11 protein-coding genes are annotated in these 16,350 nt (G+C 64.4%); 2 read left to right on the forward strand and 9 right to left on the reverse strand.

All coding sequences use genetic code 11. The features are described 5' to 3' along the window. Positions 1-328: 328 nt before the first annotated feature. From SMA01S_RS16410 to SMA01S_RS16445, 8 genes are all read right to left on the reverse strand, one after another. Positions 329-1,894 carry a hypothetical protein gene (locus tag SMA01S_RS16410; protein ID WP_218016913.1) on the reverse strand — a complete coding sequence of 522 codons (1,566 nt, stop codon included), beginning with the start codon at positions 1,892-1,894 and terminating at the stop codon, positions 329-331. Further along, positions 1,887-3,344 (reverse strand): flavin monoamine oxidase family protein, encoded by a 1,458-nt coding sequence (locus SMA01S_RS16415; protein WP_066824767.1) that lies wholly within the window; start codon positions 3,342-3,344, stop codon positions 1,887-1,889. Before SMA01S_RS16415 ends, SMA01S_RS16410 begins: the two co-directional genes overlap by 8 nt. A 26-nt stretch (positions 3,345-3,370) precedes the next feature. After that, positions 3,371-4,084 (reverse strand): c-type cytochrome, encoded by a 714-nt coding sequence (locus tag SMA01S_RS16420; RefSeq protein ID WP_066824770.1) that lies wholly within the window; start codon positions 4,082-4,084, stop codon positions 3,371-3,373. Between the two features lie 30 nt (positions 4,085-4,114). After that, positions 4,115-5,059, reverse strand: coding sequence for an N-acetylglucosamine kinase (locus tag SMA01S_RS16425; RefSeq protein WP_066824773.1), 945 nt, complete (start codon positions 5,057-5,059; stop codon positions 4,115-4,117). Next, positions 5,056-6,198: an SIS domain-containing protein gene (locus tag SMA01S_RS16430; RefSeq protein WP_066824776.1), complete on the reverse strand. Its 1,143-nt coding sequence runs from the start codon at positions 6,196-6,198 to the stop codon at positions 5,056-5,058. Before SMA01S_RS16430 ends, SMA01S_RS16425 begins: the two co-directional genes overlap by 4 nt. Then, the gene (locus SMA01S_RS16435) at positions 6,191-7,474 is read right to left on the reverse strand and encodes a D-tagatose-bisphosphate aldolase, class II, non-catalytic subunit (protein WP_066824779.1); all 1,284 of its coding nucleotides are present in this window, start codon (positions 7,472-7,474) and stop codon (positions 6,191-6,193) included. Before SMA01S_RS16435 ends, SMA01S_RS16430 begins: the two co-directional genes overlap by 8 nt. Positions 7,475-7,547: 73 nt before the next feature. Further along, positions 7,548-8,480 (reverse strand): DMT family transporter, encoded by a 933-nt coding sequence (locus SMA01S_RS16440; protein WP_066824782.1) that lies wholly within the window; start codon positions 8,478-8,480, stop codon positions 7,548-7,550. Then, positions 8,477-10,570: a glycoside hydrolase family 36 protein gene (locus tag SMA01S_RS16445; RefSeq protein WP_066824785.1), complete on the reverse strand. Its 2,094-nt coding sequence runs from the start codon at positions 10,568-10,570 to the stop codon at positions 8,477-8,479. The genes SMA01S_RS16440 and SMA01S_RS16445 overlap by 4 nt, the downstream gene beginning before the upstream one ends. Before the next feature lie 345 nt (positions 10,571-10,915). On the opposite strand from SMA01S_RS16445, the gene SMA01S_RS16450 reads away from it, so the two are divergent. Further along, a complete protein-coding gene (locus SMA01S_RS16450) occupies positions 10,916-13,852 on the forward strand; it encodes a TonB-dependent receptor (protein WP_066824787.1) in 2,937 nt (978 codons plus the stop codon). Positions 13,853-13,932: 80 nt separating this feature from the next. Here the strand turns inward: SMA01S_RS16450 and agaR are convergent, their stop codons facing one another. Continuing rightward, entirely contained in the window at positions 13,933-14,703 is a 771-nt protein-coding gene (gene agaR, locus SMA01S_RS16455; protein WP_066824802.1) for a transcriptional repressor AgaR, read from the reverse strand. A gap of 297 nt (positions 14,704-15,000) precedes the next feature. Here agaR and SMA01S_RS16460 point away from each other — a divergent pair, with 297 nt between their 5' ends. Then, positions 15,001-16,110 (forward strand): amidohydrolase family protein, encoded by a 1,110-nt coding sequence (locus SMA01S_RS16460; RefSeq protein ID WP_066824805.1) that lies wholly within the window; start codon positions 15,001-15,003, stop codon positions 16,108-16,110. The last annotated feature ends 240 nt before the right edge of the window (positions 16,111-16,350 follow it).

Genomic DNA, 16,350 nt, shown 5'->3' on the forward strand with positions numbered 1-16,350 from the left:
TTGGAGTGGTAATCGGGCGCGTCCTCACTTGCTTGTCAGGACGCGCCCCAACACATCATCGTTGGTTGCTATTGCTGACCCGCTCTGCGGCGATGTGGATGCGTGAAATTTCGTCGGGTCGCAAATTTATAAGCGCGCACCAGCGCACATGGGATCGGCAACAGAACCCGCCAAACTGCGCGGGATTCCGGTCCTTTCCGAGGGGGCTGGCGAAATCAGAGACCGGCTGGCGGCGCTGTCGGTCTAGCGCGGACTCGTCTCTGGGCGATGGCTCGAGACCAAGGCGCGAGAGGCAAGTCAGGATTGGCGATGTCGAGCCTGGAAACGATCAGAAGGACCGAAGATTTCGTCGCAGGGTCAGCGACCCGTCCGGGTTGAGTGTCTGCCGGCATGCCCAACGCACGGGATATCGCACGCCCTTCACCTCCAGCTCGGCGATCAGCCGCAGTCCGATCCAGTCGGTGTCGCCGGACCAGGTCAGCATCGCCTGGCGAATACCGGTCGGTTTGGGGAAGCCCGGATCGAGGCAGCCGCTGGCCAGCGTGACACCCTTGTCGTCGTTGAGCGTCAGTCTGAGCACGCCGGGTACACCCGCGACGCCGTCATTGGCCAGGCCGATCACCACGCCGCGTCCGCCATCGCGTTCGAAGGGCCAAATGAAGGCTGGATAGACGCGATAACCGATCCGCCGCGCCGCATGATCGATGATCTCCGGAAATTTGTCGTAATAACTGAGGACGTGCGCGGCAGACTCGTCGTGCCAGTTCCAGATCGACCAATAATTCGCGCCGACCGCGAGCACGTGCGCGGCGACCTGTTCGTTGTGGGTGACGCCGTCGACCATGCCGAGCTGATCCGGATCGCCGGTCGTCATCGGCACCTCGCTGACCGCCGCGGCCCAGGCGGGGCGGTTGCTCAGCGCCTCGATCTGCGTCGTCTCGATGAAGATAGTGTCGCTGCGAATCCAATTGGCGCTGCGCACCGTGCGGTCGAGCATCGCGGCATTGCCGACATTGTTGAAATCGGGCTGGGTGTTGGTGACGAGCGGCGTTTTTGTCCAGCAGGCGAGTTGGGTTTCGAGCATCTTGAGCCAGGTCTGCTCGGCGGCAAGATTGCTCGGGAAGTAATTGCCCTCGAACGGCCAGGTGTGTCCTTCACCCCAGAAGCCGTACATCATCGTGTCCATATATTCGATGTCGGGGCTGCCGTTATACTGGTCGGCGAGCAGCGCGTTGAGCTCGCCGAACGCGGCCTGATAGGCCGGGTGGTCGTAGCGGGGCATCGCATGCTTCTTGCGATAGCGGACCTGCGAGGTGTCGCCCTTCCAGCTGCCCTTGAGCGGTACGTAGGGCACCTTTTCCATCAGGAAGTCGGGCATGCCGGGCTCGGCGAAATCCGGATTCTCGAGCATGATGCGGAAGCCGACCCGTTTGCCATATTGCCGCGCGAGGTCGAAGGTGATCCGCCACCAATCGGGCAGGTCGAGCTTGCCTGGACGGGTCTGCACCTCGCGCCAGTTCGGGCGGATATAGACCTTCTGCGTGAAGGGCAGCTTGACGATGTCCTCGATCGACCGTTCGAGCGATTGGCCGGGCAGGCGCGGCGGGCCGGTATCGCCCGAGACATAAGCGGTCAGGCCCATGCCGTAATTGGGCACGATCTCGCGCGAGGGGGAGGTCGCCATGCCGACCTCGCCGCCGGGCGCGTTGGCGTCGGCGCCATAATTGGTAAACGGCCCCTGATTGAGCCGGTCGGGAACGGGCGGCCCGCTGCCCCAATCGTAACCTCCCCACACATGCTCGAGATAGTCCGCGCCGCTGGCTCGCGGAGCGAAGCCTGCAGCGGCCAATCCGGCGCCCGCCTTGAAGAAATCGCGGCGCTTGAGGTCAGGCATCGGCGATCTCCTGAGCGACGCGCGCCGCCGATCGGACGCATGATTCCATTCCCCGGCTCAGCGCATCGGCATAGGTGCCCGCGAAATAGAGGCGGCCGTCGGGTTTCATGATTTCCGGCCAGAATTGCTTGAGCGTGCCGGGCGCGAACGGTTCCATCTCGCAGGTCGGCGCGAACGGGTCCTTGCTCCAGTCCCAGGTCAGCGCCTGGACGATCGTATCGCGCTTCCCCGGATAGAGCTCGCGGAAGGCGGCGAGCACGCGTTGCGGCGACACGCCCGCCGGGCCGAACGCCTTGAGGATCACGCGGCTCGACTTGGCGGTCTCGGGCACCACCCAGATCTGCGAGATGTCGGGATGCTCGAACGACATGGCGAGCGTCTGGAAACCGTCGTCGAGCCAGAACTTCGTCTCCGCCTCGAAGACGAAGAACGGGTGCGAGCTATAGGTCAAATTGTCGACGACATATTGCTTCGCCGGCGACAGCGCCGGCGTCACCGGAATGCGGCGGAAGACCGGCAGCGAGATGCAATTGACCACATAATCGGCGCGCACCGTCTGCGGCTCGTCGCGGCCATAGGCCGTGTAGGACACGGTCACGCCCGTCGCGTCGCGCTGGATCGCGGTGATCGGATGAGCGAGCTTCACCCGCGCGCCGAGCCGGGCGGCGAAGGCCTTCGGCATTTCCTCGTTGCCGCCTTCCAGGTGGAAGGTCTCGCCCTCGGAAAGCGGGATGCCGCGATCCAGCATCACCGCGAGACGCCACACGCCGTAGAGCGCGTTGACGTGCTGCCCGCCGAGATAGTCGCGCGCCCGCTGCGACGCACCCTGCCTGGCATAGAGCGCATCGAGATCGATCGCATCGAGATCGTCGCAGCCATTGCCGAACGGCCCGCTCGCATCGTGGAAGCGCGCGAGGTGATCGGCGAGAAAGAGGGCGGGTAGCTCGTACCAGGGATGCGACGCGAGAAAGGCGATCTCGCGGTCGTTGAACCCGAGCGCGCGCTGCGTCGCGGGGTCGGCGAGCATCGTCTCGCTGTAGAACTTGCCGCCGATCATCGTCATCTGACCGTTGTTCGCGGGTAGCGGCGATCCCTCGGCATTGGGGTAGGGCACGACCTTCAGCCCGAACGCGTCGACGTAGCGGAAGAATTGCTCGTAGCCAGGATTGGTCAGGTGATCGGCGCCGTAATCGGCGAACAGGCCGTCCGAGAGGCCGTCATGGCCGGTATAGACATGGCCGCCATAGCGGCCCGACGCCTCGAGCACCGTCACATCGATGCCGCGCTGCATCAGTTCATAGGCGCAGCACAGCCCGGTGATGCCGGCACCCGCAACGACGACCTTCTTGGCGGGTCGGGAGCCGGGCGCGGTTTGGGCGAGGGCCTCGCTCCCGATCATCGAGGCGCCGAGGCCGGCCGCGACCGTCTTCAGAAAGGTGCGCCGTTCCATCGCTTGCCCCTTCAATCCGTTCCGGGTCAGGACCCCGTTCCCATCACCACCACCACATTGCGTCCGACGGCGTTGCGCGTGCCGCCGCTCGTCAGAGGCCCGGTGTAATAGGCGCTGAGCACGAGGCCGGCGCGCGGCCCAGGCTTGCCGGGCGTGATCATCCGGAAGCTGCCGCTTTTGCCGACATAATAGCGGACCGCGGGATCGGTGCCGTGGGTGAGAATCCAGTTGGCGATCGCGCCGGCCTGCGCCGGGGCGAGGTCTGGGTGCGGCGGCATGCTGCCCGATCCCCAGGCGCCGCGCGATCCGTCCCTGATGTGCGCGGCGAGAGTCGCGGCAGCAGCGGGCTGGCCGGCATAGCGCTTGCCGATCGCCGCGAAGGAAGGGCCGCCGGAACTCGCGTTGAAATCGTGGCAGCCCATGCAATTCGACCGGGTGATGTCGGCCAGCGCCTGGGGAAGCGGCGCGGCGCGGCGCGCGGCAGGCGCGTCGGTGTCGGGAACGAAAGAGGTAGCGAGCAGCACGTCGCTCGAGGGGATCTCGTCGAACCTCGTCGACTTGCCGTCATAGCTGATGGTGACCGCGTAGCTGCCCTGCGATTGCCAGGGGAGGCGGCTGCGATCGGCTGGGCTGGTGATATCGACCTGCGGGTCAGACGTGGGCGGTGCGGCGCGGATGAGTGCTGCGGACAGCGACGAGACCAGCACGACCGTGGAAAGCGCTAGAATCTTGAACTGCATGGCCGGCCCCTCTTGCTGCTGGATGGCCGCTCAGGCCGGCGTCTCGCCTACCTGGTGCGCGGCATAGAGCGCCGCGCCGTAAGCCGGGGAATGCTGCGGCGCGACGAATCGATACGGCGCATATTGCTGCAGCCGAGCTTCGAGCCGCGCCCGGATCGAGGCATCGTTGGCGAGCACGCCGCCCGACCACGACAGCGGCACTTCCTCGTCCGCACCGAAGCCGAGCGCCGCGCGCAACGCCTCGGCCATCGCCGCGAGTTCGTCAGCGGCGCGATCGTGGATGGCGATCGCGGCGGGGTCGCCCGCCGCCACTGCTTCGGCGACTACCGGGGCTAGCCCAGCGATCTCGTCCCGCGCCAGGCCTTGCTCGCCCATAATCTTGGCGCAAATGTCGAGATCGTCGTCGAGATCGAGCCGGCGGCGGAATGCACCGTGGAGCGGGCCCTTCGGCAAGCGGCCATCGCTCATCCGGGTAAAGGCGTTGAGGCCCTGGATCGCGATCCAATAGGCCGATCCCTCGTCGCTGAATATCTCGCCCCAGCCGCCGACCCGCGCGGCCCGGCCTTGCCGCTCGCCATAGCCGATCGACCCGGTGCCGGCGACGAGGTTGATACCGTCTGCGCAGGCGAGCGACCCCGCCCAGCCGCAGATCATGTCGTTGCCGCAGCGATAGCGATCATGGCCGAGCAAGCGGTGGCAATGCCGGTCGAGCAACGGGTCGATCGCCTTGTCCTCGCCGAACGCGGGCAGCCCGAAGAAGGCGAAAGCCAGAGCGCCTGGTTCGATGCCGATCTGCGCGCAGATGCCGGCGATCCCAGACTCGATCGCCTGGACCGCGCCGTCGAGCCCGACCTGAAGATGATAGGTTGTGCCCTCGATCTGCCGCGCCACGATTTCGCCGGCGCCGTCGATGCAGACGAACTCGGTCTTCGTGCCGCCGCCGTCGACGCCGAGGAAATAGCGGGGTGTGCTCATGCGCCGGCGCTGTGGATGCGGACGCCCTGGACGACGCGGCTGACGGTCCCGGCCTTGTTCGGCGTGTCGGGCGTCAGGCCGCGGTCGAGCGAGGCGTGGAGCGCGAAGAGCTGCGCGGGCACGATATAGGGAAACAGCAGGTCGCTATCGCGTGCCGCCTCCAGCCCGCGCACCGTCAGCGTCTCGCCCGCCATGTCCTGCGCCGACACCGCCAGCACGGCGCCCGCCACCTTGTCGGCGCGCAGCTCGGCGATCAAATCGAGATCGTAGGCGCGCGTGAGCGGGTCGTTGGAGACGAACACCACCACCAAGGTGCGGTCATTGACGATCGTCTTCGGGCCGTGGCGGAACCCCAATGTCGAGTCATGGATCGTCACCAGTCCGCCGTCGGTGAGCTCGAGCAGTTTCAGCGCCGCTTCGCGCGCCAGTCCCTGGAACGGACCGCTACCGAGATAGACGACGCGCTCGAACCCGCGCGTGGCGAGCGCCGCCATGGCGGTTTCGGTGTCGGCCAGGACCGCCTCGACTGCTTGCGCAATCCGTTCGCTGCGGTCGCCGAGCGCGGCAATCCCCGAAAAGATCGCCAGTGCGGCATAGGTCATCGCCGAAAAGCTGGATGTCATCGCGAAGCCGCGATCGTGCGTCGCCTCGGGCAGCACCACGACACAGGCATCGTCTCCGCGCCGCTTGGCCAAGGCGCCATCGGCGTTGCAGGTGATGATCAGATGGTGGACGTCGGCGACGCGGGCATCGGCCAGATCGATCGCCGCGATACTCTCCGGGCTGTTGCCCGACCGGCCGAACGACACCAGCAGGGTGGGCGTATTCGCTTCGAGATAGAGTTCGGGCGCGCTGACCATGTCGGTGGTCGGCACCGCGTCGACCCGCCGTCCCGTCGCCTGCGCCAGCGTCGCGGCGAGGCATTCGCCGATGAACGCCGAGGTGCCGGCGCCGGCCAGCACGATGCGCAGGTCAGGCTTCGCAAGCAACGGCGCTACGAACGCCTCGATCGCGCCTTGCTCGGCGACGAGCAGGGCCTGGGTCGCCCGCAGCGTGGCGGCCTGCTGAAAGATTTCGCGGCGCGTCCAGGGTTCGGCGCCGTCGACTGCCGCCTTGGGAGCAGCGTTGAGGTCAGACATTGGGATGGCAGGCTCCATGATAGGCGTCGAGCGTCGCGCCGATATGGGCCGCGACCAGGTCGACGGGGTCGAGCGTGGTGCGGCCGGCGCGGTGCGCGGCAAAAGCGATGGGGAGGTATTGGCTGACCAGCGGCAGCGGCGGCACGGTCTCGCGCAGATTGGCGAACAATTTGTCCTGCGCGGCGGTGATCGCACTGTCGGGCCAGTAATAGCGGATACGGTCGCTGAAGCTGTAGTTGAGCTGGAAATCGAGCCCCGCGCCGCTGCCGTGATAATATTTGGACCAATTGCCCGGCTCGGCATGCATCCGCGCGATCGCGACATCGCGCAGATTGGCGCGCCGCTCAGGCGTCACCGTCTCGCGTTCGATCGCGTCGAGCGCCCACAGGGCTTCACGCAAGGCGAAGGTCACGCCCGGCCCGACCTTGAGGATCGCGAAGTGATCGCGGACCAGGGCGGCGAGCGCGGCTGGCGTCTGGTAGTCGGTCGAATGCGCTTCGAACACGATGTGGTCGACCGGCTCGATCGCCTTGCTCAGCGCGGTCGCCTTTTCAGGCAGATAGTCGACCACCTTGTCGTGGTCGAACTCGACGCCGGGCTGGACGACGGTGGCGATGACCCGGTCCCAGGCGCCCGACAAGCCCAGCCCGGCGAACAGGTCGCGGTGCATCGCGATCGTCGCCAGTGCCGCGTCGGGCGTCGTGACAGCGAGTTCATCGAGGTCTTCGGCCGCACCGCCCGGCACGGGGACCTCGGTGCCGATGATGTAGCTCGGCGCATCGTCGGGATCGCCCGAATAGGCAGCCTCGGCGGCTGCGCACAGCCGCGCGGCGCGCTCGGCGATGGCGCGTTCGGGCAGCGGTACCGGATCGTCGGCGCAGCTCATCGAACAGTCGAGATGGATCTTGCCGAAACCCGCGGCGACATAGTCGCGCACCATGATCTCGGCCTTGGCCATCGCTTCTTCGGCGGGGAGCCGGGTCCAGGCGTTGGGGCCGAGATGGTCGCCGCCGAGCGCCAGCCGCGCGCGGGGATAGCCGACCCGGTCCGCGATGGCAGAGACGAACGCACGATAATCGACCGGCGTCATGCCGGTATAGCCACCATCCTGGTTCACCTGATTGGATGTCGCCTCGATCAGCGCGATCGGCGCGTCGTGCGCCAGCGCGTGACGCAGCGTCGCCTCGATCGCCAGCGAATGCGCCGTGCATACGGAGGTGATGCCGACGCGCTTGCCCGCTTTGTGCTCAGCGACGAGGGCGCGAATTGCTTTCATGATTGCTCCTCGAATGAGCAAACTGCGTACACTGAAAGAAAATGAAACACAAGAAAATGATGCATAATGAAATTTAAATCGCCGCCGGTTCGGCCGCGTCGGGCGTTTCACCGGCCGTATCCGGTTCGATCGCGAGCAGCACCGAGGCGGCGAGCGCAAGTGCGAGGCCGACGATCTTGAGCGTATCGGGCATCACGCCGAGCGCGATCAGCGAGATGATTGCGGTGGCGAGCGGCGCGCCGGCATTGGACAGCGGCGCGACGATGATCGCCTTGCCGTAGCGAAAGGCGAACACGAGGGTGAGCGCGCCGATCGCGTTCAGCACCTGGATCCCGGCGGCGAGCGCCGGGCCGTCCCAGCCCCAGTTCACCGGGCGCGAGCGGTCGGTGAGGAACCACGCCACCGGCACCAGCAGCAGCCCGGCGATCATCATGTAGAAGAAGATGCCCTCGGCCGACATGTGGTTGTTGGCCGATTTCATGAAATAGGCCTGTACGCCCCAGCAGAGCATGACGATCAGCGCGAGGACGAACCAGGTCGACCCGGTGGTCGCGGCGCCGTCGGCGGGAGTGTAGTTGAAGATCGGCAGCGCGATCAGCGCCAGCGCGATACCGGCCAGACCGAGCTTGCCGGTACGCTCTCCGAGCAAGGCGTATGACATGACGATCGTCACCAGCGGCGACAGCGAGATGATGGGGAAGATCAAATAGGCCGGTCCACGCGTCACCGCATAGAACAGCACCATCTGTCCACCGGCCCCGAGCAGCCCGACCGCCATGCCATAAGCGATCGCGCGCCAGCTCCGCTCGAGCTTGCCGCCGCTCATGCGCAGCGCGATGAACGCGGGCGGGATCATTGTCAGCGCCCAGACGCAATAGACCAGGGTGTCGGGAAAGCCGTGCTTGGACGATTGATCTGAAAAGGCACCCCAGATGCCCCACAGGACGACGGTGACCAGCGCGTGGAATAGCCAGGCGCGGCCGGCCGGGGCGGGGGTGGCGGTCATGCGGCATCTCCTGCGGGGGTCGCCTCGATGACGAGGAAGCGCTCGAAACTGGCGTTGATCTTGTTGCTGGCGGCGCTGACGGTGCCGAGCGGCGCGCCGGTGAAGCTGTCGGTCAGCCGGTAGGATTCCTTGCCGAGCCCGCGCAATTCGATCGGCCCGGTCCAGGTCTTGGCATAGAAGGCATAATGCAGCTTGCCGTCGGCCGCGACGACATGCCCCTCGGGCTTGTCGAAGCCGATGTCATAGAGTTCCCCGAGATACTGCCCCCTGGACAGCATGTTGCGGCGGTAGAGCGCGATCCACTTGCGCCACAGCCGTTCCTTGTCGGGAGTCAGTACGAAGCCGCCCGGCGGCAATTTGTCGTTGGGCTTGTCGGTGTCCTTGGGCCAGGTGAACTTGGTCGAGGGGATGGCGCCGATCCCATAGGTCGAGGCGAAATCGTCGCCGCCGTCACTCAATTCGACATGGTCCCCGCTATACGGCGCCGACGGGCCCATGATCGCCTTGAAAGTCTTGCCCTTGAGGCGCACCTGCCACGACGATTCAGGATCGGACGCCGGCGTATTGTTCATCGCGGGGATGTTGAAGAAGGCGAAGGAATCGCCGCACGGGCAGATTTCGACATTGGCGTTCGGGTTGATGCCGATCACGGTATCGTAGATCGCCTTCCAGAAATCCTGCAGCTTCTCGACCGATTCCTCGGGCCGCTTGTGATTGTGCGCTGGGTTGTAGCAGGGGGCGACCCCGTTGAGGTCCTGACCGTCGATCTTGAGGCCTTCGAACCCCCAGTCGCCGACGATCCGCCGCATGACGGTCTTGAAATACTCGACCGTCGGCGGATAGGCCGGGCACAAGGTGTAGCTGTTCCACCAACTCACATTCTGCGCAGCGCCGCTGGCGTCGAGCAGCAGCATGTCGCGATGGTCGCGCATCAGGTCGCTGGCCGGGGTCGCCGACAAGGGCGAGATCCACAATTTGGGCCGCATGCCATAGGTCTTGATGCGGTCCGCCATCGCCTTCATGTCCGCATCGCCGCCGGGAAACCGGCTGGTGTCCGCGACCCAGTCGCCGATCGCCTTTTGCCAGCCGTCGTCGAGCACCGCCCATTCGCACCCGACCGCCTTCGCCTTGTCGAGCGTGCCATAGACTTGGTCGGGGGTGACGTTGCGCTCATAGCCCCAGGCGCACCAGATCGGCGCATAGCTTGATTCGGGGATCGCGGGGGCAGCGAGCCCGCGCTCGGCCATGATCCGGCGATAGGCGTCCAGCGGCGCGAAATGGTCGCCGCGATGCGCCATGATGAAGGTCTCGGGCAGGGTCACCTTTTCGCCCGGTGCGAGCAGGATCGGCTGGTCGCCCTCGATCGCGATCCGCGTGCCGCCCGGCTGCGACGCCACCGGCAACGCGATTAGCCTGGGGACGGTCTCGACATGCCCGACCGCCAGCCCGACGTCGGGGCGCCATACTGCCGCCACGGGCGTGCCGCCGCCATAATCGGAGCCGTTCATGCCCATGTAATTGCGCTGCTGGAAATCGTGCCGGACGCGTTGCACCCAGTCGCGGCGATCGGGATGCGACGCGCCCGAAAAGGTCCAGGCGCCCTCGGGGTGCGCGAGCAGCAGATGCGCCGCCGACCACCAGGCCGCGATCACCAGCGGCGTCTTGCCGAGATTGCGGTACTGCACCGTCATCAGCGCCGAGCCTGGCAGCGAGGGGTGGAACACCAGGTCGATACGCTTTTCGAGCCGCCCCTCGGCCACACCGCGCAGGGTGTGGCGGCGGCCGCCGCCGCGGACATCGACGGGTGTAGCCCCGCTATCGCCAAGCAGCACGAATCGGTCGAGAACCGACCCGTCGGCTAGCCGTACACCCTCCGCGCTCTCGAACGCGGTCAGCTGCCGTCCTTCGCGCGACAGCCGCGATCGGAGTGCGCCGTCGAACTCGATCGTCAGGATGCCGTCCGAGGCAGTTGCCGTCGCGCCGGTGAAGGCCAGCGCCGGGACCGATGGTATCAGCCCTGTCATCACCGCTGTCGTGCCGCATAGCAGGCCGGTCAGCGTCGATCTGCGTGTCAGTGTGGCGCGTGCCATTGGTTCCTCGCCGCTTCGCCGCCCGGTTTTCTACGGGCGCGTTCGAGACGAGTTTGCACAGGGTCCGGATGATAAGCAAACGAAAACGAGCCCGCTTCACTCGTTTTGTTTCGTTTTAACTCGGCGCGACGGGGAGGGTTTAAACGCATGCGGCGCCAGCCAAATTAGATAACAGAACGTTGATTCTATGGTGAAAAATGGAAGGTGCAGCCGACAGGAAAGACCCGCTACCAATGCGGTTTCAGCCGACGCATTGCCATAATATGACAAAAAGGGGTTGCGTTGTGCAAAAACCGATCACAGAATGAAACATAGTGAAATTTACGGCTGATTGAGGGGATAATCATGGCCTCACGTCTTCTTCTGCGTACCAATGCCAGCATCCTCGCCGTGGCGCTGGCATCGATTCCCGTGGCGGCAATGGCCCAAACCCAGCCCGAGACTCCGCCGCAGGCTCAGCCCCAATCGTCGCCGGACACTCTGTCGGATACCGCCGCGGCGGATCGCGCGGCAAACGATATCGTCGTCACCGGCATCCGCGGCAGCCTCGACAAGTCGGTCGAGATCAAGCGCAGTGCGACCGTCGTACTCGATTCGGTCAACGCGACTGAGCTCGGCCGCTTCCCCGACAGCGACGTCGCCGACTCGCTGCAACATATCACGGGCATCACCATCAACCGCACGACGGGCGGCGAAGGCCAGTATGTCAGCGTCCGCGGTCTCGGCTCGCAATACAATATCACGACGCTCAACGACCGCATCCTGGCGACCGACGACGATGGCCGCGACTTCGCCTTCGACATCCTGCCTTCGGACGTGATTTCCGGGGCCGACGTGCTCAAGTCGCCCCAGGCCAGCGCCACCGAGGGCAGTATCGGCGGCACCGTCAACCTGCGGTCGGCGCGGCCGTTCGATCATACCGGCTTCCACATCGCCGCGCGCGCCGAGGGCAATTTCAACCAGATGTCGCGCTATGGCGGCTACAAGGTGTCCGGCTTCATCAGCGACACCAACAACTCGGGCACGTTCGGTGCGCTGCTGGGGGTGGTATGGTCGGACCAGAAGTTCCGCACCGACGCGCTAAATTACTCGTCCTGGGATTCCAGCAGCCCTGGCGTCTGGCCGGTCGGGCCGACGCCCGATTCACCGCCGCCCGCCAATGCGCAGCCGGTTGTCGGCCTGTGCTGCATCCAGTTCGGTTCGGTGGTCGACCGCAAGAAGAGGTTCGCGCTGACCGGGACGCTGGAATGGCGTCCGGCGAGCAACCTGCACGTCACCGTCGACGGCATGTACACCAAGCTGAACGATCCGCAGGTGGCGTACAACCAGTCCTATTTCCCAGGATTCACTTATGACCAGAACGGCACGCCCGAATGGTCGAACGTCACGGTCCAGAACGGATTCATCACCAAGTTCACGACCAACAATTTCACCCCGGAACTGGTCAACCAGACGATCCACCGCGTCGTCGACACCTATTTGATCGGCGCCAATGTCCAGTGGGATGCATCGTCGAAATTGTCGTTCCGTGCCGACGCCTATCGCTCGCAGGCGAACAGGCCGGAGGGCGGGACCGACACCTTCCTGACCGCAGGGCTCGTCTCACCGACTCCCTACAACCAGAACACCCTGACCTTCTCGGCCAATCCGAACGCGATGCCGAACATCAGCGTCACGCTGCCGGACGGGTCGGACTATGCGACCGCGCTCGCCTCGGGCAAGCTCGACAACCAGAATCTGTGGAGCACGCATTATGACGGGCTGTCTGGTTTCTCGATCAAGGACACGGTCACCGGAGCCAAGCTGGACGGCACCTACACGGTCGACAACAGCATCCTGAAGAGCATCAGCTTCGGTGGCGCCTATCTCAAGCGGTCGAAGTCGCGGCGCGACGTCAGCAACGACTGGACCAACGGGTCCAGTCAATACAGCTCGCTCTACAACACCATGCCCGGCCAGCCGGGGCCGATCACCTTTGGGTCGATGGGCCAGAACGTCATCTCGACATTCAATTTCCCCAACTTCTTCTCCGGTGCCGGCGGCAGCTTCCCGACCACCATGCTGGCGATCAATGCCCAGAGTTTGCTCGCAGGGCTGAAGTCGCTCGACGGCACTCCGAACTATACGTCGGGCACGGGCGTCTATAATTTCGCCGACACCTTGCCGCAATTCAACGCGGTGAACTCGTACGTCGTCAGCGAGCGCACCTTGTCCGGCTATATCGAGGCCACGTTCGGCGGGCGCCGCTGGAACGGGAATATCGGCCTGCGTCTGGTCAATACGCAGACCACCGCCTCGACCGCGATCAACAAGATTATTTCGGTCACCGTCGCCGATACCGCCAATCCGACCGCCTCCGCGGTGGTCGAATATTCGGACGCGACGCCGATCTCGGCACACGGCAGCTATACGATCCCGCTGCCGTCTATGAACTTCAATTACGGCTTCACCGACAATCTTCACCTGCGCCTGGCCGTCGCCGAGACGATCGCGCGGCCGAACCTCAACCAGTTCGCACCGACCCAGACCGACAATAGCAGCAACCAGGATTACGTCGTCAGCTATAGCGGCAACGTGAACCTGAAACCGATCAAGTCGTGGCAGGCCGACGCGTCGCTCGAATGGTATTATCATCGCAATGACATGGTGTCGGTCGCGCTGTTCGGGAAAAAGCTGCGCAACGACATCACCTCGGTCGAGGTCAACAATGTCGATATCGGCGCGGTCGGCTGTTTCAACGGCAAGCCCTGCGCGCCGTTGCTGTACAGCGTGGTCCAGCCGATCAACGGCGACGACGCCAAGATCTACGGCGTCGAGTTCAGCTGGCAGCACATGCTGAAGAACGGCTTCGGCATCCGCGCGCAATTCACCCACACCTGGAGCCAGACGACGATCAACGGCCAGGATGCCGGGCAGGAAGCGGGCGTCTCGCCGACCACCTGGTCGATCAATCCGTTCTATGAAAAGGGTCCGATCTCGCTCAGCGTGTCCTGGGATCATTCGAGCTCGTTCGTCTATGCGAACTTCACCGAGGTCGATGGCATCCCCGCGATCGCCAGCGCCTATGACTGGGTGACCGCGACCGCGTCGTTCAACATCACCAAGCGGATCAAACTGTATGTCGAGGGACGCAACCTGACCAATTCGATCGTGCGGACCTATCTCAACGGCGACCGCAACATCGTCTGGGCGTCGGGCGCGGTCGGCACGGGCAGCAGCGTCGGCGCCGGCTATACCGCGTATGGCCGGACCTTCACCGCCGGGGTGCGCTTCGGGTTCTGACGATCGGCGTCAGGGGCGGTCCGGTCGATCCGGTCCGCCCCATCTCTGCCGGCGGCCAAGGGCAGGCGCCGCCTCGCGGTTCAGGCGATGCGGATCTGACAGCCGAGCTTGCTTGCCTGATCCAGGCTGTCTTCGGGCGCGCCGGCGTCGGTGATCAGCACGTTCACTTCCTCGAGGCCCATGATGCGGTGAAGGCACGTGCGGCCGAACTTGCTGCTATCGGTCACTGCAACGACTTCGCGGGCGACGCTAGCCATCTTGCGATTGAGCGCGGCCTCGGCCTCGAAATGCGTGGTGATGCCGCGCTGGAGATCGATACCGTCGACGCCGAGGAACAGCCTGTCGACCTGCAGGCTGTCGAGCGCCGCCTCGGTCTGCCCGCCGTAAAATGCCATGTTCTTGCGACGCAACCGGCCGCCGAGCAGGACGATCTCGATATTCTTCTTGTGGACCAGCTGGCCCAGGATATCGGCGTCGTTGGTCACGACGACGATGTCGGTATCGTCGGGCAGGAAGCGTGCGATCTGCGCAGTCGTCGTGCCGGAATCGAGGATGATCGCCTCGCCCGGTTTCACCATCGAGGCGGCAAGGCGGCCGATCCGTTCCTTTTCGGACATGTGCAGGACGCGCTTGGTGTCGACCGGGTCCTCATCGGCCACGCCGATCACGCCCGCCGCGACGGCGCCACCATAACAGCGCACGGAAACGCCGCGCGCCTCGAGGAACGCCAGGTCCTTGCGGATCGTCTGGGTGGAAACCTGGAACTGCTCGGACAGGGAATGCACCTGGACGCTGCCCTGGTCCTGCAGCATCCCGATGATTTCCTGACGTCGCCGACTTGTATCCCGCATCATGCCTCCTGCGCGATTTCTAGCGGCAAAGCGTGGATCGCTCCATGCGTTTTCTTTCGGTGATGGCGGAACGGGCGGCCCCCAGCAGGACTGCGAGCGCCTGTGCCTTTCTCCTTTTGCCGTCGAGGGGCGGCGTATCACCCCTCGATGAAAATCAAGTATAAAATGAAACATATCCAAAACGGTTTGCACCCCATCGTCTGATAATGCTAGGCTTTATGGAGTTGGTATATTTCATTTCATATTGAATTCAAAGGAGGGGTTATGCGGTTGCACGGTAGCTTGATAGCGGCGTCGATGCTGTCCTTGGTGGCGGCTTACGCCCAGCCGGTGCAGGCGCAGGCGCAGGCGCAGGCTAGCCGTCAGGCAACCTATAGCGAGGCCGATTTTGCCCGTGTCCCCAAATTCGATGCGCATGTGCATGACAATGTCGCGCGGACCGCCTTCATCGACATCGCGCGCAAGGACGGTTTCGAGCTGCTGTCGATCAACGTGGACTATCCCGATTTTCCTCCGCTGAAGTTGCAGGCGAAGGCGGCCGAGGAGCATGAAGCGCAGGATCCGAAGATCTTCCACTTTGCCACGGCATTCTCGATGGATGGGTTCGGCGAGCCGGGTTGGAGCGAGCGCGCGATCGCCACGATCGACGCCGCGGTCGCCAAGGGCGCGGTCGCGGTCAAGGTGTGGAAGAATATCGGCATGGTCGTGAAGGACAAGGACGGCAAGCGCGTCTTCCTCGACGATCCACGCTTCGACGCCGTCATGGCGCATATCGAGAAGATCGGCATTCCGCTGATCGCGCATCAGGGCGAGCCGCTCAATTGCTGGCTGCCGCTCGACAAGATGACGACCGACAATGATCGCGGCTATTTCCGCGATCATCCGCAATATTACATGTACTTACACCCCGAAGAGCCGAGCTATGAGATGCTGATGGCGGCGCGGGACCGTTTCGTCGCCTTTCATCCCAAGCTGTCGTTCGTCGGGGCGCATATGGCGAGCCTGGAATGGAGCGTCGACCGGCTGGCGGTTTTCCTCGACCGCTTCCCCAATGCTAACGTCGATCTCGCCGCGCGCATGACCCAGATTCAATATCAGTCGAACCAGGATTACGAGAAAGTCCGCGCCTTTTTCATCAAATACCAGGATCGGTTGATGTATGGCACCGACGTCGCCGACAATCCGCCGGATCCGAGCAAGCCGGTCGAGAATCCGCCGGTCAATCTCGACAATCTAGCGACCGAAGTCGATCACGCTTGGCGTTCCGACTGGCGCTACCTAGCGACGCCGCAGTCGCAACGGGTCGACGAAATCAAGGCCGACGTGAAGGGGCTGGGGCTACCGCGCGCGGTGATCGACAAAATCTATTACAAAAACGCGCACCGAATCTATCTGCGCGGCCGGTAAGAAGCCGCTGGATTTCTCCCGAACCAGGATTGGGATGATCGGCTTTCGAGGCCGTGCTGGCGATTTTCGATAAAGCGCCAGGGACAGATGATGTCGGAGACGACTTGGAGGCGAAGCGGAGGGTTCTGCGCGGACATGCGCGATCCTTTTCATTGAGGTTGGAACTGGGATGGGGTCGGGCCGCCTGCGGCGGCCCGGCGGTGTCAAATGTCGGGGGTCTTGCGTCGGCGGTATTCGGGT

This window comes from Sphingomonas mali NBRC 15500, from assembly GCF_001598415.1.
GTDB lineage: Bacteria > Pseudomonadota > Alphaproteobacteria > Sphingomonadales > Sphingomonadaceae > Sphingomonas > Sphingomonas mali.

Coding starts and splice junctions, on each gene's coding strand:
- SMA01S_RS16410 (WP_218016913.1), bottom strand. CDS start 1,894: ATGCCTGACCTCAAGCGCCGCGATTTCTTCAAGGCGGGCGCCGGATTG.
- SMA01S_RS16435 (WP_066824779.1), bottom strand. CDS start 7,474: ATGAAAGCAATTCGCGCCCTCGTCGCTGAGCACAAAGCGGGCAAGCGC.
- SMA01S_RS16445 (WP_066824785.1), bottom strand. CDS start 10,570: ATGGCACGCGCCACACTGACACGCAGATCGACGCTGACCGGCCTGCTA.
- SMA01S_RS16460 (WP_066824805.1), top strand. CDS start 15,001: ATGCTGTCCTTGGTGGCGGCTTACGCCCAGCCGGTGCAGGCGCAGGCG.
- SMA01S_RS16430 (WP_066824776.1), bottom strand. CDS start 6,198: ATGTCTGACCTCAACGCTGCTCCCAAGGCGGCAGTCGACGGCGCCGAA.
- SMA01S_RS16450 (WP_066824787.1), top strand. CDS start 10,916: ATGGCCTCACGTCTTCTTCTGCGTACCAATGCCAGCATCCTCGCCGTG.
- SMA01S_RS16415 (WP_066824767.1), bottom strand. CDS start 3,344: ATGGAACGGCGCACCTTTCTGAAGACGGTCGCGGCCGGCCTCGGCGCC.
- SMA01S_RS16440 (WP_066824782.1), bottom strand. CDS start 8,480: ATGACCGCCACCCCCGCCCCGGCCGGCCGCGCCTGGCTATTCCACGCG.
- SMA01S_RS16425 (WP_066824773.1), bottom strand. CDS start 5,059: ATGAGCACACCCCGCTATTTCCTCGGCGTCGACGGCGGCGGCACGAAG.
- agaR (WP_066824802.1), bottom strand. CDS start 14,703: ATGCGGGATACAAGTCGGCGACGTCAGGAAATCATCGGGATGCTGCAG.
- SMA01S_RS16420 (WP_066824770.1), bottom strand. CDS start 4,084: ATGCAGTTCAAGATTCTAGCGCTTTCCACGGTCGTGCTGGTCTCGTCG.